Consider the following 19,878-nt stretch of genomic DNA (forward strand, 5'->3'; position numbering starts at 1 on the left):
ACAATGACATGACGCAAATCGCCAAGACATTGCCGGACGTACTGGTGGGGCCACTGTTGCGTCGCCTTTCGCCTTCGCGGCTAGTGCTGTGGCTAGTTGCTTCGCGCCCACTAACCATGCAGCTGGTGCTTTGCCCTGAGCAAAAGGGTGCCCAGACGCACTCATTGGATAAGTCGCATCAATGCCTGGCGATTGGCCAGCACGCCTATATTCATTTTATTGACCTGAGCTTGCCGGCCGCACTGCCCACCGATGAGCGGATTGACTACGATCTGCAGGTACAGGACACCCAAGGTAACTGGCAACGCCTGCCGGACTGGGCGCCCTGGTTATGTCATGAGGGCCAAGCGTATCCAGGCTTTGTGCTGGCCTCTCGGCATCACCGATTGATGCACGGTTCGTGCCGTAAACCCCATCATAACAGCGCCGACGGCTTGGTACGGGCTGATACTTGGTTAGCTGAACGTCAGTCAGACCCGCACGAGTGGCCAGCTTGGCTGCTGATGACCGGTGACCAAGTCTATGTTGATGATGTTGCTGGCCCGATGCTGCGTGCGGTACACGCACTCATTGAGCGTTTGGGATTGGTAGACGAGCAGTTGGAGGGAGCCACGGTAGATGACAGTCAAGCGCTTTACGCGGCCCCCGAAAGCTATTATCACCGTGAAGCGCTGTTGCCGGATGTGACCAGTAACGCTGCACTGCGTGAGCGTTTCTTTGGTGGTGTTAAAAAGCCCGTGTTTACCTCTGCAAATGCGCAAAACCACTTAGTGACACTGGCAGAAATGCTTGCCATGTACTGCTTGGTATGGTCCCCAACACCCTGGCAGCTCATTGCCGTTAAACCGCCAGAGTTGGGCGATAAAGAAACTGACGCTTACCAGCAAGAGCAGGCGGTGATTGACGACTTTGTGGCTGGGCTGCCCCGGTGCGCGCGGCTAATGGCCCACGTTCCCAGCCTGATGATCTTTGATGATCACGATGTCACCGATGACTGGAACCTGACGGCTGACTGGGAGCGTTGTGCCTACGGCCATCCGTTTTCCAAGCGTATTATCGGCAATGCGTTAGTGGCTTATTTAGTGTGCCAGGGATGGGGCAATGCACCGGATAAGCTTAATCCGCTGTTGCTTCAAGCCTCAACGTTATTTGAAGAAGGTGGCTCGCTTAACGCGAGTATCCAGGATAATTTCATCGAGCGGTTGCTGCGCTTTCAGGGCTGGGAGTACCAGGTGCCTGGCACGCCTGCTCTTATCGTGCTGGATACGCGTACTCGCCGCTGGCGCAGCGAAAGAAATCCCAACCGTCCCTCGGGTTTAATGGACTGGGAGGCGCTGATGGAAATGCAGCAGGCGTTACTGGGGACTAAAAGCGCTGTTATCGTCTCGCCAGCTCCGATGTTCGGGGTCAAGCTCATCGAGATCATTCAAAAGCTGTTTACCTTGGTGGGCAAGCCGTTAGTGGTGGACGCTGAAAACTGGATGGCGCATCGCGGGGCTGCCAATGTGCTACTGCATATTTGGCGACACTCTAAAACGCCGGGTAACTACGTGATTTTATCTGGCGACGTCCACTACTCATTTGCCTACGATATTGTTGTACGTCGGCAAAAGCAGGCGCCGCATCTTTGGCAAATCACCTCTAGTGGGATCAAAAATACGTTTCCCCAACAGCTGTTGAACACGTTTGACCGCTTGAACCGTTGGCTCTATGCGCCGTTTTCACCGCTCAACTGGTTCACCAAGCGCCGCAAGTTGAGTATTCATCCCCGCGATCCAGACCGGGCCAGCGCTGGAGAGCGGCTATGGAATGCCAGCGGGATTGGGCTGGTCAGTCTGGATGAGCAGGGCCACCCAACGGATATTCGCCAGCTAGATGTCGATGGCGGTGATGTGGTGTTTCCTCCGTCTGAGCTCCCGCGTTCTTAGTCTGCGGCCTGTCATACAAACGACATGGAAATGTCGCACGATTGCTATCCGAATGCTTTCCTGATGGCGCTTTAGAATCAGCTGGAGCTAGAGTCAAAGGAACGGGCGACGTTTGATAGGGCCGCAGGTATATGACCGCACAAGAAGCACAGTGGTTGAATCAGATTATTGCAACAGAAGATCTGCAGGTGTTGTTTCAACCCATTGTGAATGCCAATCAGCAAGCTATTTATGGCTATGAAGCGCTTATTCGTGGCCCGCAAACATCACCACTTCACTCACCGTTACGCCTGTTTGAGGTGGCGACTCAGGCAGGCTTGTTAGTCGATTTGGATTTACTGTGTCGACAGCTAGCGATTTACCGTTTTGCAGAACTTGAACTGCCCGGACTGCTGTTTCTGAACGTGATGCCGCTGACGATTGTTGAGCGTGACTTCCGTGAAGGCTTAACGCTGAGCTTCATCCAAGATAGTGGCCTGCCGCCAGAGCGGGTAGTCATTGAGCTTACTGAACATGTGCCTATTCATGATTACGAGCTGATGCGTCAAGCAGTGGCCCACTATCGCGACATGGGCTTTCAAGTGGCGTTAGATGACTTAGGCGCTGGCCATTCCAGTTTGCGCCATTGGTCTGAGCTACGTCCTGATTTCGTCAAACTAGATCGCCACTTTATTTCTGGTATTGATCAAGAGCCGGCCAAACGTGAGTTCTTACGCTCGATTCTCGATGTAGCGCGCAGCTTAGACTGCCAGCTAATTGCTGAGGGGATTGAGACTGCCGCCGAGCACCTCTGTCTGTGGGAGCTAGACCGAGGGTTGACGTTGCTTCAAGGGTTTTACTTTGCACGACCAAGCCTTCACCCGCCCTTGCAGCTACACATACTGCTACCGGCCACGACACAGTTAACCGGTCCGGCGGGACGAACCGCTCACTCTATTTTACGTTCGATAAGCGCTGTGTCGCCAGCCTGCTCCGTGCCAGAGCTTGCTGAGCGCTTTCGTGATGTGACAAGCCTACGCTGCGTGGCGGTGGTAGAAGATGGCGTGCCGATAGCCGTGGTGCGTCGTAATGCGTTTTTAACGCTATTTACCAACCCCTATAGCCACGCGTTGTACGCAAAGCGCCGGGTGCTAGAGATTGCCGATCCTAAAATGCTAGTGGCCGACGCCGATTTGTCTCTTGAGGCGCTTAGCCAGCAGCTAACCGATAGCCGCGATATTGAGCAGGAAGATTTCGTGATTGTAGATAGTCGCGGTTGCTATTTGGGAATGGGGACGATAGTGGACCTATTGCGCGAAATTACCGCCATTCAGGTGCGTCAGGCTCGCCATGCCAACCCGCTTACCGGGTTGCCGGGTAATATTCTGATAAACGAAACGCTGGTTACTTATCTCGACCAGCACGAAGGGTTTGCGGCCGCCTATGTTGATTTAGATAATTTCAAAGCCTTTAACGATGCTTATGGCTATGCCCGTGGCGATCACGTAATTATTTCCTTATCGCGTTTACTTCAGGCGCAAGTAGAGAGCGCTGGCGGATTTATCGGCCATATTGGCGGTGACGATTTTATGATGCTGCTTCCCCTAGAGCAGTGGGAGGGCGTTTGCCAGCAAATATTGCACTCTTTTGAAGTGATGGCCCCAGGGTTTTATGAGGATGCAGACCGCCAGCAAGGGGGAGTTCATATAGAAAACCGCCAAGGAGCGGTGGCGTTTATTCCTTTTGTAAGTGTTTCTATTGCTGTTAAACCGGTCACTGATACCACTCGCTGCAAGGCGTTAGACATTGCTGCCCAACTTTCTGAGTTAAAGCACCAAGCAAAAAAAATAGTGGGTAACAGTTTATTCGTAGAGCGTCGAGGATGCTGTGTGGCGCCAACGTGGAGTAGGTAACAGTGAGTTTTACCCACTGAACTGTCGCTGAGCGGTCATGCGTTTGTCATTTTAGTGTCTCTTCGCTGTCATGGTTGGCCACCACCATAGCGGCATTGCTAAATAACCCGCTCAGGTGATGCCGCGATTAATTGGCCTTTCAACGTATCGACTGGCCTATCAATCTACGTGATTCGTCAGTGATTAGCATTACCGGCAATGATGGTATTGGCTTGTAGCTCAGTGCCTCAATTAACAGCCTCACCTGTAATCCAGTTAGCGTTATCTATGTGATGATTTTTGCCACGGTGCTGATGCCCGAGTGGCTCTATGCCTGTGCGCGCTACGCGATCATCGAGTCAGCTTGTTGAGGAACAGAAACCATGCGTTTTCCAAATGCAGACATCACCACCATCGATATTATGCGCCATGGGGAGCCAGTCGGCGGGCGCATGTTACGTGGCAGTACCGACCACCCGCTGAGTGAAAAGGGCTGGAAGCAAGTGAGTGATGCCGTTATGCGCCACACGGTAGACGGCAGGCCACCTTATGATGCGATTGTCAGTTCGCCACTACTACGTTGCCGCGAATTTGCGCTGTGGCTGGGCGAGGAGTTTGATGTGCCTGTACAAGTTGATGACGACTTGGCTGAACTTCACTTGGGGCGCTGGGAAGGCAAAACGCATGCCCAGGTATTTGCCGATGAGGGCAGTGAGCCAATGAGCGCGTTTTGGTTTAACCCCTGCCAAGTCGCGCCCCCAGAAGGAGAAACATTGGCAGCGCTGGATGCTCGGGTTAGTGAATCCTGGCAGCGACTGTTGGCTAATCCGCCCGGTAAGCACGTGTTGGTGATTGCACATCTATTTGTCTGCAATGCGCTGCTGCGCCAAGTGCTGGGACAGCCGCTTGGTAACGGGTTAGTGATGGATTTACCTTATGCTGCAATGAGCCGCTTGCGCCACGAGCGCCATGCGCTGGGCGAAAGCACATTTGTTGAGTGGATAGGGCGTTAGTCACAGGGTGTTAGTCATAGTGCGTTATTCATAGTGTATTAGTAATAACAGCCTACGAATCAGTAGCGGGTAAGCTGCGTATAGGCCATGATATAAGTATTGCTAACATGCTGAGTCGGAGCGATGTATGCCGTTTATCCGTCTGTCCTCACTGTTAACGCTATTCACGCTGTTGTTATTAGCAGGATGTGCCAGCAAGGAGATCACGACTGCCCCCGGCGCCGGTGATCAAGCGGGTATGTCGATGGAGCGTGCGCTGATTCTCTCTCATGCCCAGCAAGCGATTGGCACACCGTACCGCTTTGGCGGTAACACGCCGGAGGGGCTGGATTGTTCGGGACTTGTGGAAATGACTTATCGCGCCGCAGGCATCCGCGTGCCCCGCACTGCTGACGACCAGTTCCGCGCGCTGCCGCAGGTAGATACGCCGCGCCCTGGTGATTTACTGTTCTTTGGGGACGGCGCCAAAGCCACGCACGTTGGCATTTATGGCGGGAATCGGCAGATGATACATGCCCCTGGTAGCGGTCGAAGCGTGGTCAGCGTGCCACTGGATATCGATTACTGGAATCAGCGCTTTTTAGGCGCTGCTTCGCCAGCACCCTAGGCGACATTAATAGGGGGAGCAATTGCAATCCAATGTAGGAAAGCCAACCGATCAGGCTGCCTGCTCATCAGCTGTTGTGGTCACTTCTTCTGTATCTGTAGTAGCCTCCCCAGCACTTCGCGCAGCATTCATTTCGCTCTGCTCGCGAGCGGCTTCCAGTTTGGCTTCCAATAAATACTGTCTTGCCTGAGCGGCTACCTGTATATCTTTAGAAGATGGTTCTGCCGGCGCCAACGCTGCCGCGATGACCGTTTGCATCTTGTCAATAGTCGCCGTGGGGTTACCTGGTACGGGGCCGTAGTCAATGGGAACTTCGCCTGCCACTGCATAGCGTTTGCCATCTGGCCCAACTTCGTACTCATAGCTGGCACCGCCGGTGTAGGGGCCACCTACTGTCTGGTGGGCCATTTCATGCTGGCGAACTTCCCGGTCAGTTTGCTTAAGTTGTTCTAAAAGCTGGACCTCTTCCGGTGCTAGCGGCGTACCGTCTGGGCGCGTAGGACCGGTCGTTTCGCGACTGGCGGATGAGTCCGTCTCTTCACTTGCTGGTGTAGTTTCAGAGGCGCGGGCTTTCTGTTCTTCCGACGGCATTCGCTCAGCCTGTGGGTCGCTTACCTTAGGCTGCGGTAACGCATATGAAGAAACAAAGGGGGTTAGGGTAGAAAGATCCATAAGCAATTACCGAAGGATAAGCTGTTTGCGTTAGCATAGAGCATCTATGTAGAAATCGCAGCACGTAATCGTTGTGCCTAAAACGACCGCTTAGCTATTGTTTGGTTAATCATTCACATGCCAATCATTGATGTTGTTATTCATCTATCGAAAAGTGAGTGCCTAGCACATTACGAAGGACGCTACTCGAACGTACGAACGCGTAGTGTCGATGGTCGCTGGGTCATTTTTCCTGCTGAAGCGCTGCGCCGCATAGTAGGACAAGAGGGGATTCATGGCGTTTATCGATTGGAGTTTTCTGACCAGGGGCGTTTTATCAACATTCAGCCTCTCTCAACGAGTTGACTTGGCATATGCACCATAGCGATGCAAATCTAACGCTCCATGAACTCATTTATGCCGTTATACCCAATCTAAATAGAGCCGAAAAATTAGTGCTCAATACCCTGGAGAGCCTAATCGAAGTGGCAGAAAATCCATTGGATGTCGTTAAGCGTAACGAACAAAGACATGCTTTCTCGCTAGAAGTGCATCGTGTGCGTATCAACATAGAACACCTTTTGGAACGCTATCGTGCTGATGTGGATAGGGTTTTGCGCTCAGGAGGGGAGGTGAAAGGGCCTATCGTGGTACCTGATGCCCTAGAGGCCGATGCAATTCGCAGCGCCATTGATATTTACTTACACGTTAGGTCTTTTCAGCGTGGCGAACGTCGTCAGCCACTACCTGGCTAGTAGTTACCCCCCTGTCACCACTCCAATATCACCACATGGCATCATCTTTGCCTGTATAATGCGAGCACTGTTTTTGGGATTACCCACCTGAAGACAAACAGCTTGCCTACCCGGCAATTCGCTGTGATCACATTAGGAGATATATCATGTCTGCCTCACCTGTCACGTTAATGGTAGCCCGTCGAGTGGCGAGCGGCCGTTACCATGATTTTAACCGTTGGTTGAACGAAGGCCGCGACTTGGCGGCTGACTTTCCCGGTTATTTGGGGTCCGGTGTTTTGGCACCACCCAATAGCGATGACGAATATCAAATTATCTTCCGCTTTAGTAGCAGTGACACGTTAACAGCCTGGGAGCACTCGGCTTCGCGGAATGCATGGCTACAGCGAGGTAAGGGGTTGTATGACGCTCCGCATGAGCACCGTGCCACCGGTTTAGATGCTTGGTTTCAGTCCAGTTCGGGTACGACGCCTCCGCGTTGGAAACAAGCCATCGCCGTATGGTTAGCTTTTTTCCCCATTTCACTGCTGTTTAACTGGGTATTTGGCAGTATCTTAGCGGACTGGCCCATGGTGCCTCGTGTTCTGGTCAGTACGATGATGTTGACGCCTGTCATGGTGTTTTTATTTATTCCACTTTCTACGCGCTTACTGGCACCTTGGCTGGAAGGGAAATGGTCGCCATTAGATATATTGTCTCGTTGGCGTCATGAGCATAGAACGTAGTGCAGAATGGGTGAGAGTGTGCCTGTATATTAAAATGAGTTAAAACATGGGCTTAATTTTATCTAATAACATCTTAAGCCATGCTCTTTGGGTTTCTTTAACAACGTGAATAATTGCTAAACTTCATGGGGTTCAACGCTGCAATAGTGCTAAGCTAAATACGCTTGCAGTAAAAGAGTAACTGACGTTGGTGCACTAGCGTACCAAGTCGCCCCATGGAGTCGTTATGATCCGCGTTCACCATCTCGAAAAATCCCGCTCGCACCGTATTTTATGGCTTCTGGAAACACTTGGCCTTGATTACGATATTGAGGTTTATCAGCGCGATCCTAAAACTCAGCTAGCCCCTGAATCACTTAAAAAAATTCACCCGCTGGGTAAGTCGCCGGTGATTACCGACGGTGAGCTGACCATAGCAGAGTCTGGGGCAATTATTGATTATCTCGTCAACAGCTACGGTAATACCAAAGGTCAGCTCTTTGAAGAAGACCGTAATGAGTGGGTAAATTATCGTTACTGGCTCCACTATGCTGAAGGTTCATTAATGCCGCTGCTTGTGATGGGGCTGGTCTTTAGCCAATTGCCTAAGCAGTCTCCGTGGCTGATTAAACCGTTAGCAAAAGGAATTAGTTCAACGGTGCAGCAGCGGTTTATTCAACCCCAACTAAAACAACATCTAAGCATAATTGAGTCTCACCTAGGCAAACGAAGTAATTTTGCGGGTGACTGGCCGAGCGGGGCCGATATACAAATGAGCTTTCCGTTACAGGCCATCGCCGCGACACAATCGTTGGCAAAGTATCCGGCTATTGCTGCGTTTGTGGCACGTATTGAAAGTGATCCTGCCTGGCAACGTGTAGTTGAGCGCGCTGGCCCCCTTACCATGCCGGGTGCGTAGGTTTATCTATGTTCCAGACGTTGAGCTGTTGCGGACCTCGCTCCTCTGCTACTCAAAAGGGGGCATTGTGCGTGCTAGCCCACGTTATGTCGGGAACATTACTGCTAGCTGGATGTTTAGCAACAACTCGCGTATCGGCTGAGACACTGACCGTTGGTGTGTACCATAATCCGCCAAAACTCTTCGCTGACGATGAAGGTCGCCTACGAGGCGTGCTAGGCGACCTTTTGCAAGCGATTGCCGAAGAAGAGCAATGGCAGCTTGAAAGCCTTCAATGTGACTTTCAGCAGTGTCTTGCGCTATTAGAGCAAGGGGACATTGACTTACTCCCTGATGTTGCCTGGAGTGAGGAGCGTGCCCAGCGTATCGCGTTTCATGAAGAGCCGGTGATGCATAGTTGGTCGCAGCTTTATCAGCACGAAGGGGCCAAGATCGGCGCTATTTTTGATCTTGAGCAGCAGCGTGTAGCTGTAGTATCAGGCTCCGTTCAGCAACGCTATTTGGAGACGGTAACCGAGCGTTTTGATATCAACGTCACTTGGCTGCCCGTAAGTAGTTTCTCTGAAGGGTTTCAGGCAGTGGCGGATGGAGATGCAAACCTTGTGGCCGCCGACCATCTATTTGGCGGCTGGCGGGCTCACGATTATGGGTTGAGTGACACACCTGTTATTTTTCAGCCAGCAAGGCTGTTCTATGCTGCATCCCCACAACTTCCTGATGAGGTATTGAGTCGTATTGATGATGTTCTACGTCGATGGAAGCAGGATAAAGGCTCTGCTTATTATGAAACGCTAAGTGCATGGCGGGCTACGCCAGGACCATCCCAGCTAATTCCCGCCTGGGCATGGTGTGGTATTAGCTTGCTAGTGTTACTGCTTGTTGTAGCGCTTTTAGGCAATATAATGCTTAAACGCCGTATGAAGATTAATCGAGAACAGTTAAATACCCATGAGGCACTATTGACGACGATTTTAGATAGTGTAGATGCATATATCTATATAAAGTCTTCCTCGCTAAAGTATCGTTACGTCAATCGTCGAATAAGTGAACTTTTTAAGCGGCCAATAGAGGATATTGTTGGAAAGTATGATGATGATTTTTTTAGTGCCAAAAGCGCTGAGGAAATAAAAGAAATTGATAAAAATATTTTAGAATCAGGAAGGAAAGTAACGATTGAAGAGCGTCATATGCTACAAGGTGAGGAGCATGTGCGTACTTTTCTATCAATTAAGATGCCATTGACAATGGCGCCAGGTGAAGCGCCTTGCTTATGCGGTATCTCCACTGAATTAACTGAGTATCTGGAGATGCAATCTAAAACCCACCATTTGGCGTTTTATGATGCATTGACTGGCCTTCCGAACCGTCGTCGCCTTATGGAATTATTAGCCGATGTCACGGATAAAAATAATTGCACAAAAAACTTCAGCGCAATCTTTATTGTTGATTTAGATAGTTTCAGATTGGTGAATGATATCCAGGGCCACGAGAGTGGCGATCAATTACTGATTAATGTCGCCCAAAGTTTGCAAATACATTTGCCTCAGGAGGCAACCGTTGCCCGCTTTAGTAGCGATGAGTTTGTCGTACTGTTAAATACATTAGGTGAACAGCAAGGTAAAGCAACACACAATGCTGAGCGCCTTGCAAGGCAGCTCTTAGAGGCGGTTGCTAAGCTGCGTAACGACAGGGCTATGCCGATTACCGCCAGCATTGGTATTTCACTGTTTAAGTGTTTGGATTTGAGTGTGAACAGTGTTTTACAACAAGCCGATATGGCACTACAGCAAGCCAAAGCGGCTGGCGGAAATTCGTTACGCTTTTTTAATATGGAGATGCAAACCAGCGTGCTGGAGAGGGCTAAGCTAGAGGGGGATCTGCATCAAGCCTTAGAGCACAATGAGCTGTCGCTACATTACCAAGTGCAGGTTAATCATCAAGGCGTTACTACTGGCGTTGAGGCCTTATTACGCTGGTATCACCCACAGCGGGGCTGGGTATCACCAGCCACCTTTATTCCCCTTGCGGAAGAAAACGGGCTGATTCTGCCTATTGGGCACTGGGTGTTGAAATCAGCCTGTGAGCAGTTAGCAAAATGGGCGCAGCAGCCTGCTTATGAGGCGCTCACTATCTCAGTTAACGTGAGTTCGGTGCAGTTCCAGCAGCCTGGGTTTGTACGAGATGTAGAAAGCTTGTTAGCACAAACCCAGGCACCGCCTAGTCGTTTAGTGTTGGAAGTGACTGAGAGTCTATTGATGAGCGAACCCACGCGAGTACGCAGCACCATGTTAAAGCTTCGCTCCCAAGGTATTCGCTTCGCGCTGGATGATTTTGGCACGGGCTACTCGTCGCTGAGCTATCTGAAACGCTTACCATTGGATGAGCTAAAGATTGATCAGTCGTTTATTCGTGAATTGTTGACGGACAAAACCGATGCCGCGATTGTGGACACCACGATTCTTTTAGCGGTCAGCCTCGGTTTAAACGTAGTGGCTGAAGGCGTCGAGAAAAAAGAGCAGTTTGATTGGCTTAAAGGGCATGGCTGTTATCGCTATCAGGGCTATTTATTTGGTCGCCCGACGCCAATTGAGTATTTATTTGAGGCGTACTAAAAAGCCCGCGTAGCGCTTGTTAGCGCGTGACGCGGGCTTGAACTGCTGTTAACAGCTCGTTAACCAAAGACGGCGAAGCTATTGGCGTTAAGCCACATATGCACAATGATACTGGCGACGTAGCCTAGAAAAATAGCCGGTGCCCAGCGTAGGTGGCCCATAAAGGTATAAGCGCCACGCGCTTGCCCCATCACGGCAACCCCAGCTGCGGAGCCAATGGAGAGCAAGCTTCCCCCTACACCGGCCGTCAACGTAATCAGTAGCCAGTGCCCGTGGGACATTTCCGGTTCCATGGTTAGAACTGCGAACATTACCGGAATGTTATCGACTACCGCTGACACAACCCCCAAGATAATATTGGCCCAGGTGGCGTTCCAGCCGGTGTAAAGCGCTTCGGAAAGCAGTCCAAGGTAGCCCATAAAGCCAAGGCCCCCTACGCACATAACCACCCCGTAGAAGAACAGCAGTGTGTCCCACTCGGCGCGGGCGACACGATTGAAAACATCAAACGGCACCACGCCACCCAACTGCTCAAGCTTTTTATTATCGCCTTGGCGGCTGTAGCGTTCACGTTTGCGTTCCAACGAGCGAGGCAGGCTGCGACGTAGGTAATAGCCGAAGAACTGTAGGTAGCCAAGCCCGGTCATCATGCCGAGTACAGGCGGCAAGTGCAGCAGCGTATGGCACAGTACAGCAGTGGCAATAGTAATCAAAAACAGCGCAATGATTCGCCGTGCGCCGCGTTTGAGCCATACATCTTCATACACGCTGCTGGGCTTCTGATCCTTAATAAATATACTCATGATGACAGCAGGAATCAGGAAATTGACCAAGGCAGGTAGGAAGAGGATGAAAAACTCCTGGAACTGGATAATACCTGCTTGCCAGACCATCAGCGTGGTGATGTCGCCAAAGGGGCTAAAGGCACCGCCGGCATTGGCGGCTACAACAACGTTGATACAGGCAAGATTAATGAAGCGTTTATCCCCTTCAGCAACCTTGGTGATAACGGCACACATTAGTAGCGCTGTGGTTAAGTTATCGGCAATGGGAGATAGTACAAAGGCAAGGCCGCCCGTTAGCCAGAACAGCTGGCGGTAGCTAAAGCCTTTGCGCAGCATCCACGAGCGCAGAGCATCAAATACACGGCGCTCCTCCATGGCGTTGATATACGTCATGGCAACCAGCAGGAACAGCATTAGCTCGGTGAACTCCAAAAGTGTCACACGAAACGCATGCTCTGACGTATCGGACATGCCGTTTTGGACGTACACCCAGCCAATGAGTCCCCAAATAATACCGGCAGCAACCAGCACCGGTTTAGACTTACGCATGTGGATCTTTTCTTCTGCCATTACTAAGGCATAGGCAAGCACGAAGATTGCTACGGCAAAAAATCCGACGCTTGATGAGGTTAAGTCGATATCTCCAGTCACTGCAAAAGCGGAAGGACTCATGCATAATAATAAGGCTGCTAACAAAAAAGGCCAGCAACGAGAAACTCGAAGCTGGCCTGGGTCATTATGTAACGTCGGCATGGCGTGTTTATCCTTATATTGGTTAAAAGGTAGGGGGAATAAGCGCCGTTAGTTTAACAAGTTATATTGCATTGCAATACGGAATTAAACCGAATGAAATGCTTTGATAAGCAAGTAATTACGTCTTTTTTTTGGAAATTATCCGTTTAGCTAATAGTAATATGGCAAAATAAATGTAAAGAGTTTAATCATAAATCAGATAAACATAATAGAGTGACGATATTTATTGGTCTCCGTTGCTTTGTAAGTCTATTGGCTGCCTGTAGGTCGCTCTTCAGGCTGTAATAAAATTGAGCAACATGCGCGACCATATTGATGGCTGCGTTGGTATGGTTGATCATTATGCTGCGTCTAAAGGCTTGCAATTTAGCTTTTGTCGTCACTTTTAGTCAATAAAAACGAGGCCACACAGCTGGCCGTTGGACACGTTAAGGAACTTATATGCACCACTCACTCCGCTCCCTTTATCGCACGTTAGGCGTCTCGGCCGCCACGCTTGCCCTGGCCGCTGCTGCCATGACAGCACAAGCAGAAACACGGGTTACCTATAAATCAGCATCGGCGGGCACCGCCTATTACCAGATGGGTGTTGAACTCTCTGAGGCAGTGCGCCAAGGCACTGACGATGCCATTATCCTGACGTTAGAAGAAAGCCAGGGTTCGGTGCAGAATGTGATGGAGGTGATGGCTCGGCAAGGAAACTATGTCTTCACTACGCCGCCAGCCTTAGTTGAACAGGCTATGGCTGGGGAAGGGGCGTTTGCCGAACGTCAGCACCCTCGTTTCCAAGAAATTCGCGGCCTGTTTCCGATTCCCTCTATCACCATGCATTTTGTGATCGCAGGCGATGGCGGTGTGACCGATATGGCTGCGCTTGAAGATAAGCACATCTTAATCGGCCGAGGAACTTTTGGCGCTCGGGAAGCTACTCGGTATTTAGAGCTGTTTGGGCTGGAAGAGAAAGTGCGTGTTGCTGACGCTTCTATTGGAAGTGGGCCAGATGCGTTAAAAAATGGTCAGATTGATGCCTTTGTGACGGCCAGCTCCTTCCCAACCCCGAATGTTATTGAAACGGCTGCCAGCATGCCAATCACTCTGGTTAGCTTTAGCGATGAGCAGATAGCGCAAACAGGCGCTGCTCGTCAGACGATTCCTGGTGGCACGTACCCAGGCGTGGACGAGGATGTGCAAACCACGTCACTACCGGTTATCGCTTACACGACCACACAAATGGATGACGATACCGCGTATGCCCTGACAAAAACCTTCTGGGAACGTCGCGATGCCATGGCTGAAGAAACGGCTTGGTGGAGCAGTATCTCGCCCGATATGCTGAGTAATATGGCCGGTACGCTGCACCCCGGTGCGCTGCGTTATTATGAAGAAGCGGGAGTCGATGTGCCTGACGCTCTTCGATAGAGGCTGTCTTAGCAGCATTTTTTTGCACTGATAATACGCAACGGTCTGTAGGCCGTTGCGTTGTTTTATAGGGATAGGCAACTCGGCATGCATGCTCTTTTTTCGTCTCAGACGGCTGATAACGCCACACCGAATGCGGTGGCGTCCCCTGGTTGGATTGCGCTAGGTGTCATTAGCGTTGGGTTTCACTTAGGACTTATTTTTTATGGTTTAACGCCCGCCCTGGTGAGCAGGCCATTGCATATGGCGTTACTGCTGCCTTGGGTGTTGATCTATATGGCGAAAACCCCTTTTCAGCGCATTAGTGGGTGGGGGCTGACGCTATTGGGGGTAGCCGCTTGCGGCTACATCGCGCTTAATGAAGCCTCACTGGCGAATCAGTATGGCTTTATTGATACCCATCTGCAGATGGCGATTGGGCTTTTCTTAATTGTACTGGCCCTGGAGGCCGCTAGGCGTGCGATTGGTTGGCCGCTGCCGTTGGTGGCGTTAATGGCACTACTTTACGGCGCTTTTGGCCAGTATGTGCCTGGCGCATTTGGCCACCCGGGGTTGCCGCTGCAAAGCATGGTGGGGTCATTGACGATTGCAGAAGGGGGGCTATGGGGCTCGCTAACAGGGGTTAGTGTTGGTGTCGTAGCTATCTTTGTGATCTTTGGTGCGGTACTGAATGCTGGCGAAGCTGGCCAAGGTTTCATGAATTTAGCGAGTGCCGTTGCTGGGCGCTTAACCGGTGGTGCAGCCAAAGTATCGGTAATTTCATCGGCGTTGATGGGATCCATTTCAGGCTCAGCCTCAGCGAACGTTGCTTCTACTGGGGCGATTACGATTCCCTCTATGGTACGTTTGCGCTATCCGCGTTCGTTTGCGGGCGCGGTAGAAGCGGTAGCGTCTTCAGGCGGGCAAATAATGCCACCGCTGATGGGGGCGGGAGCATTCGTCATGGTAGAGCTAACCGGCACGCCCTATACACAAATCATGGCCGCAGCAACGCTACCCGCTGTGCTCTATTTTCTGACGGTATGGATGGGCATTAATGCCTACGCAACGCGCCATGACTTGCAGCCGATTGATGCCAGCGAGCAGCCAGCCGCCAAAGAAGTGCTGATCACGTCACTCTTTTTTGCGGTGCCGTTTGTACTATTGTTAGAGCGTATTTTTAACGGCGGGTACACACCTCAATATGCCGCCAGTATTGCGATATTTGCCGGTGCAGCGCTGCTGCTGGTTGATGTTACGCTGCGCTTCTCAATTGCTGGGTTTGCAAATCGCTTAGCGGATGCGGTGGTGACCGCGGGGCGTCAAATTGCCACTATTGGCGCGATTATTTTGTGCGCCTCTCTAGTGATTGGTGTGCTCTCGTTGACAGGTCTTGGCGTAAAGATTACGTCGGGTATCTTATCGCTCTCAAATGACCTGCTATGGCCTGCGCTATTGTTAACCGCACTGGCCTGCCTGATCTTGGGGATGGAGGTGCCAACAACAGCAGCCTATGTCATTTGTGTGTCGGTGGCTGGACCCGCGCTTATATCGCTCGGATTAGAGCCGTTGTTGGCGCACCTGTTTGTATTTTGGTATGCGCTGCTTTCGACGATTACGCCGCCTGTCTGTGGAGGAGTGTTTATCGCGGCGGGAATGGTAGGTGAAAACTGGCTGAAAGTAGCGCTTAAGGCCATGGCTTTGGGCATAGGGCTGTACATCATTCCATTAGCGATGGTCGCGAACCCTGACGTTATTCAGCTTGCTTTTAATCCAGCGGGTGCTTTGCTCGATGGTTTAAAAATAGCCGCTGGTTTAACGGCTATTTCGTTTGGTGTCATCGCCCGTAAAGCCATTTGGCTGCGGATAATGCTCGTGGTGGCGGGCGCGGCTGTTATCTTTATCGTTTAAGGGTATTTGCTTAATAGCAAACAGCACTTGGTTAAAAGGTCGCTAGCTTAAAAGCAGCGGTGACGTGGACGGTAACGGGGTGGTGGCATACACCACCCAGGTATCTAGTGCAGGCCCCAGCGACGCCACCAGCTTAAGTTGCTCAGGCGCTTGACTCATGACCTCTTCAGCGCAAATCCCGGCCTCAAAGGTACCCGCTAGCAAGCCTTCAGCCACGGCAATCGTCGTGGGTGCTTCGATAATATCGCCAAAGCTGCTTAAATCTGTGTAATGGCGGGTAGCTGGCTGAATAGCCACATGGCGAGGGGTGGCAATGCCGCGTTGAGCAACTAATGCTAAAGGCTTGCTGCCTGCAATAAAGGCATCGACCGGATAGGCGCGGTGCATATAGCGGCCTACACAATCGCTGTGGGCAAAGTGAGCAGTGCACTGGAGCAGGTGGCTTACTCGCCCCTCAATCAGCGCTTCAAACGCCTCTTCAAACTGTTCGAAAAGATGCAGGTTGGTGGATGGCTGAGCATGCTTTGCTAAATAGCGCAGAGCAATTAATTCATGATTGTTGCCGCTAGGGCCGAGGGTGGCAATTTGCACAGCGAATTCCTTCGAAAATAGTTATGTTGACCGCAAGGTAGTAGGGAGCCACTCAGCAACGCATTGTGAGAAACGTCATCTAACTTTTAAGCATTAACGGGCGTTGTTGCGTCTGCAAGTTAATTAATCGAAGCCCTAGCCACGCAAGGGAAACGTCGGGTAGGCATTCAGCAGGGTGTCTAGTTCATTGCATACAAAGCGCGGTTCAATCCACAGTGTCAGGTGCTCGTGAGCGTAGTGAAGAAAGCGTTGTGCTGACTGCGGAAGGCGCTGATCATTACGCACGATAAATTGCCAGTGGCTCTCAATAGGTAGCCCCTGAACGGGTAACACCACGAGGTCAGGATGCTCATTAGGCAACACGTGTTCAGATAACACTGCAACGCCCATATTGGCGGCCACGCTTACTCGTATGGCCTCGTTGCTGGCCATCTGTAATGTTTTTTGCATGGTCAGTCCGTGCTCTTGCAGCCAGCTGTCTAATAGCATACGTGTGGCAGAGCCTGGCTCACGTAGCAGTAAGCGCTCACTTAGTAGCTGCTCCATCGTCACGGTTTCCTGTTGAGCCAGGGAGTGGTCGGCGGCGGCAATGGCAACTAAGGGGTTGCGCATAAAGCGTGACGCGACCGCGTGAGCAAGCGCAGGTGGATGGCTAAAGACGTAAAGATCATCTTCCTGACGCTCAAAACGCGCCAATACCTGTCGACGATTACCGATATGCACAGTGACATCGACATCAGGGAACGCCTGGCTAAAAGGTCCTAAGAGGCGTGGTAAAACGTACTGTGCAGTATTCACGAGCGCAATACTAAATCGCCCCTTGCTGCCATACTGTAAGTCACTGAGCTGATCTGCGAAGTCGTCAAAGCGCCCCAACACATCCCGACTTGCCTGATAAAGGGCTTGCCCTGTGGCGGTCATCGTCAGCTGTTGGGCATGCTGTTCTAACAACGGGCTGCCTACCGCTTCTCGGAGGCGTTTCAACTGCTGTGAGACGGTTGGCTGGGTAAGGTGAAGCTGTCTTGCGGCTTCGCTGATGGAGCCACATCTAACGACGGTTACGTATACCTGGAGCAACCTAAAGGTCAGATGGCGAATATTCATAGCAACCGAAACTCCTGGGGCGTCTCTTAATGCATCATTATTGGGTCGTGGTGTCGATCAGCTTTATCAACGAATACCCAGCAAGCCATTATGGAAAAGCTAGCTATTCTTTCCCGTTAATGGACAGGTGAAGACAAAAGAGTTTAAACCACATTACACTAAGGTGGCGCACGTTGGGTTGCTCTCAAGGCTAAGAACATGGCTTTGAATAGCGTTGCAGAAAAGTATGCTGTTATATTTGAAATGTTTTTAAGCTAATAACTATAAGGAATTCCACCTATGATGATTCCCTTTTTAACTTCGCGTCCGCTTAAAACGCTGACGGCCAGTTTATGCATCGGCGGGTTGTTAGTCTCTCCACAGGCATTCTCTCAGCAAGCGATCTTGGAAGGTGAGCGCTTTCATCCCCAAGAGAGTAGCCATGGCATGGTTGCTACCAGCCACTTTCTCGCCTCAGAGGTTGCCCGTGATGTGCTTGCTGAAGGAGGCAATGCCGTTGATGCTGCCGTAGTGGCCGGCTTTGCGCTAGCGGTGACCCAGCCCCGTTCCGGTAATATCGGTGGCGGTGGTTTTATGCTGATCTCGGATGAAACAAGCGATGAAGTCATTGCCATCGACTACCGCGAGATGGCCCCTGCCGCTGCCTTTGAAGCTATGTTCCAAGATGAAAATGGCGATGCAGTGACCGAGCGATCCCGCTTTACTCACTTAGCCGCGGGTGTTCCCGGCACCGTTGCGGGGCTAGCTCTGGCCCTGGAAGAGTACGGTACGTTAAGTCTTGCTGAAGCGCTGGAACCCGCTATTCGTCTTGCTGAAGATGGCTTCGCCGTACCTCCACGCTTTGTTCAAGGGCTACAAGAGACCAGAGAACGTTTTGAACCCTGGGATGCGAGCATGGCCAAGTTCTTCAAGGAGGACGGTAGCGCCTACGAAGTTGGCGATATTTTCAAGCAACCAGATCTAGCCGCGACACTCAGGCGCATTGCTGAACAAGGGGCGCGCGAGTTTTATGAAGGAGAAACGGCGGAGCTGATTGTTGCCGAAATGGAGCGTCACGATGGGCTGATTACCATGGAAGACATGGCTAGTTACGCTCCCATCATCCGTGAGCCCAGTCACGGTACTTATCGCGGCTACGATATTTACGCCATGAGTCCTCCTTCTTCCGGTGGTGCTCATATTGTGCAGATGCTGAATATTCTCGAAGAATACCCCATTGGTGAACTTGGCTTTGGCTCTGCTGAAAGCATGCACCTAATGGCTGAAGCCATGAAGCGTGCTTACGCTGACCGCTCGGAGTTCCTGGGCGATACTGACTTTGTCGATGTGCCTTTGGCCGGCATCACCTCAAAGGAGTATGCAGCCGAATTGCGTAGCCAGATTGGCGACCAAGCGACCCCTAGTGCAGACATTGCGCCTGGTAATCCGAACGACTACGAATCCAATGAAACCACTCACTTTTCCATCGTAGATGACGGTGGTCTGGCAGTTTCAAACACGTACACCATCAACTTCAGCTATGGTTCTGGCATCGTCGTGGATGGCGCGGGCTTCTTGCTCAACAACGAAATGGATGATTTTTCAGCCAAGCCCGGTGTGCCCAACGCCTATGGGTTGATTGGCGGCGAAGCCAATAAGGTCGAACCTGGCAAACGAATGCTTTCGTCTATGACGCCCACTATCGTCAAGCAAGACGGCAAAAACTTCCTGGTGACTGGCAGCCCCGGCGGTTCACGTATTATCACCACAACGCTACAGGTGTTAATGAACGTGATTGATCATGATATGAATATCCAATCAGCGGTTAGCGCACCACGCATGCACCACCAGTGGCTGCCTGATGAGATTCGCGTTGAGGCAGGCTTTAGCCCAGATACGCTTAACTTGCTGGAAGAGCGTGGTCACACGATCAGTCAGCAGTCCGCCATGGGGGCTGCTCAGTCAATCATGATCAAAGACGGGATGTTCTTTGGTGGCGCCGATCCTCGCCGTTCCACCTCATCTGCTATTGGCCTATAAGGTTACGTTAAACGTTGAGCACTCCGCCCTGAATTCTCAGGGCGGGGTCTTTCCGGCATCGTGCCTAGCGGCTCTGTTAGGTCCTTAGTTAAATTATCACCACTAGCTATTAGCTATCACCACTGCTTATTAATGAGTAGCGATGAGGTAATGTTAGATGTATAGATGATTATCTATGTATTTCTTTTAATATATTATTAGTTATCTAGTGCCATCGCTCGCAGAATGCAGTCTCTTTTGATCCTGAGGAGCAGTGG

General features: G+C 51.2%; 16 protein-coding genes. 12 read left to right on the top strand and 4 right to left on the bottom strand.

Annotated features, from left to right (window positions below; genetic code table 11):
- Positions 1-8: 8 nt before the first annotated feature.
- From IR195_RS01375 to IR195_RS01390, 4 genes are all read left to right on the top strand, one after another.
- A complete protein-coding gene (locus IR195_RS01375; RefSeq protein WP_206048558.1) occupies positions 9-1,928 on the top strand; it encodes a metallophosphoesterase family protein in 1,920 nt (639 codons plus the stop codon).
- Positions 1,929-2,059: 131 nt separating this feature from the next.
- Complete coding sequence (locus tag IR195_RS01380; protein WP_146942946.1) at positions 2,060-3,820, top strand: bifunctional diguanylate cyclase/phosphodiesterase; 1,761 nt, start codon at positions 2,060-2,062, stop codon at positions 3,818-3,820.
- A 362-nt stretch (positions 3,821-4,182) separates the two neighbouring features.
- Positions 4,183-4,812: a histidine phosphatase family protein gene (locus IR195_RS01385; protein WP_125745076.1), complete on the top strand. Its 630-nt coding sequence runs from the start codon at positions 4,183-4,185 to the stop codon at positions 4,810-4,812.
- Between the two features lie 127 nt (positions 4,813-4,939).
- Complete coding sequence (locus tag IR195_RS01390; protein WP_206048559.1) at positions 4,940-5,419, top strand: C40 family peptidase; 480 nt, start codon at positions 4,940-4,942, stop codon at positions 5,417-5,419.
- Between the two features lie 51 nt (positions 5,420-5,470).
- Here IR195_RS01390 and IR195_RS01395 read toward each other — a convergent pair whose 3' ends face one another.
- Positions 5,471-6,091, bottom strand: a complete 621-nt coding sequence (locus IR195_RS01395) for a putative metalloprotease CJM1_0395 family protein (protein ID WP_125745080.1) — start codon at positions 6,089-6,091, stop codon at positions 5,471-5,473.
- A 117-nt stretch (positions 6,092-6,208) separates the two neighbouring features.
- Between IR195_RS01395 and IR195_RS01400 the strand changes: the two genes are divergently transcribed.
- The 5 genes from IR195_RS01400 to IR195_RS01420 all read left to right on the top strand — a co-directional run bounded on the left by IR195_RS01400 (position 6,209) and on the right by IR195_RS01420 (position 11,060).
- Positions 6,209-6,436 carry a DUF2835 family protein gene (locus tag IR195_RS01400; protein WP_172419657.1) on the top strand — a complete coding sequence of 76 codons (228 nt, stop codon included), beginning with the start codon at positions 6,209-6,211 and terminating at the stop codon, positions 6,434-6,436.
- A gap of 8 nt (positions 6,437-6,444) precedes the next feature.
- Positions 6,445-6,825 carry a hypothetical protein gene (locus IR195_RS01405; protein WP_206048560.1) on the top strand — a complete coding sequence of 127 codons (381 nt, stop codon included), beginning with the start codon at positions 6,445-6,447 and terminating at the stop codon, positions 6,823-6,825.
- A 146-nt stretch (positions 6,826-6,971) separates the two neighbouring features.
- Positions 6,972-7,550, top strand: a complete 579-nt coding sequence (locus IR195_RS01410) for an antibiotic biosynthesis monooxygenase (protein WP_125745084.1) — start codon at positions 6,972-6,974, stop codon at positions 7,548-7,550.
- 226 nt (positions 7,551-7,776) lie between these two features.
- Positions 7,777-8,448 (top strand): glutathione S-transferase family protein, encoded by a 672-nt coding sequence (locus IR195_RS01415; RefSeq protein WP_125745086.1) that lies wholly within the window; start codon positions 7,777-7,779, stop codon positions 8,446-8,448.
- Between the two features lie 86 nt (positions 8,449-8,534).
- Positions 8,535-11,060: an EAL domain-containing protein gene (locus IR195_RS01420; protein WP_206049727.1), complete on the top strand. Its 2,526-nt coding sequence runs from the start codon at positions 8,535-8,537 to the stop codon at positions 11,058-11,060.
- Positions 11,061-11,119: 59 nt separating this feature from the next.
- Here the strand turns inward: IR195_RS01420 and nhaD are convergent, their stop codons facing one another.
- Positions 11,120-12,598, bottom strand: a complete 1,479-nt coding sequence (gene nhaD / locus IR195_RS01425; RefSeq protein WP_125745088.1) for a sodium:proton antiporter NhaD — start codon at positions 12,596-12,598, stop codon at positions 11,120-11,122.
- 441 nt (positions 12,599-13,039) lie between these two features.
- Here nhaD and IR195_RS01430 point away from each other — a divergent pair, with 441 nt between their 5' ends.
- Both IR195_RS01430 and IR195_RS01435 read left to right on the top strand, forming a co-directional pair.
- Entirely contained in the window at positions 13,040-14,017 is a 978-nt protein-coding gene (locus tag IR195_RS01430; protein ID WP_125745090.1) for a TAXI family TRAP transporter solute-binding subunit, read from the top strand.
- Between the two features lie 87 nt (positions 14,018-14,104).
- Complete coding sequence (locus IR195_RS01435) at positions 14,105-15,907, top strand: TRAP transporter permease (protein WP_125745092.1); 1,803 nt, start codon at positions 14,105-14,107, stop codon at positions 15,905-15,907.
- Between the two features lie 42 nt (positions 15,908-15,949).
- Here IR195_RS01435 and IR195_RS01440 read toward each other — a convergent pair whose 3' ends face one another.
- Together IR195_RS01440 and IR195_RS01445 are read right to left on the bottom strand one after the other, a co-directional pair.
- Positions 15,950-16,498: a hypothetical protein gene (locus tag IR195_RS01440; RefSeq protein ID WP_206048561.1), complete on the bottom strand. Its 549-nt coding sequence runs from the start codon at positions 16,496-16,498 to the stop codon at positions 15,950-15,952.
- Between the two features lie 135 nt (positions 16,499-16,633).
- A complete protein-coding gene (locus tag IR195_RS01445) occupies positions 16,634-17,602 on the bottom strand; it encodes a LysR family transcriptional regulator (protein WP_206048562.1) in 969 nt (322 codons plus the stop codon).
- Between the two features lie 279 nt (positions 17,603-17,881).
- Here IR195_RS01445 and ggt point away from each other — a divergent pair, with 279 nt between their 5' ends.
- On the top strand, positions 17,882-19,621 hold the full coding sequence (ggt, locus tag IR195_RS01450; protein ID WP_125745098.1) for a gamma-glutamyltransferase: 1,740 nt from the start codon (positions 17,882-17,884) through the stop codon (positions 19,619-19,621).
- The last annotated feature ends 257 nt before the right edge of the window (positions 19,622-19,878 follow it).

Origin of the sequence: Vreelandella venusta (assembly GCF_015689495.1) — a bacterium.
In the GTDB taxonomy this organism is placed as follows: domain Bacteria; phylum Pseudomonadota; class Gammaproteobacteria; order Pseudomonadales; family Halomonadaceae; genus Vreelandella; species Vreelandella venusta.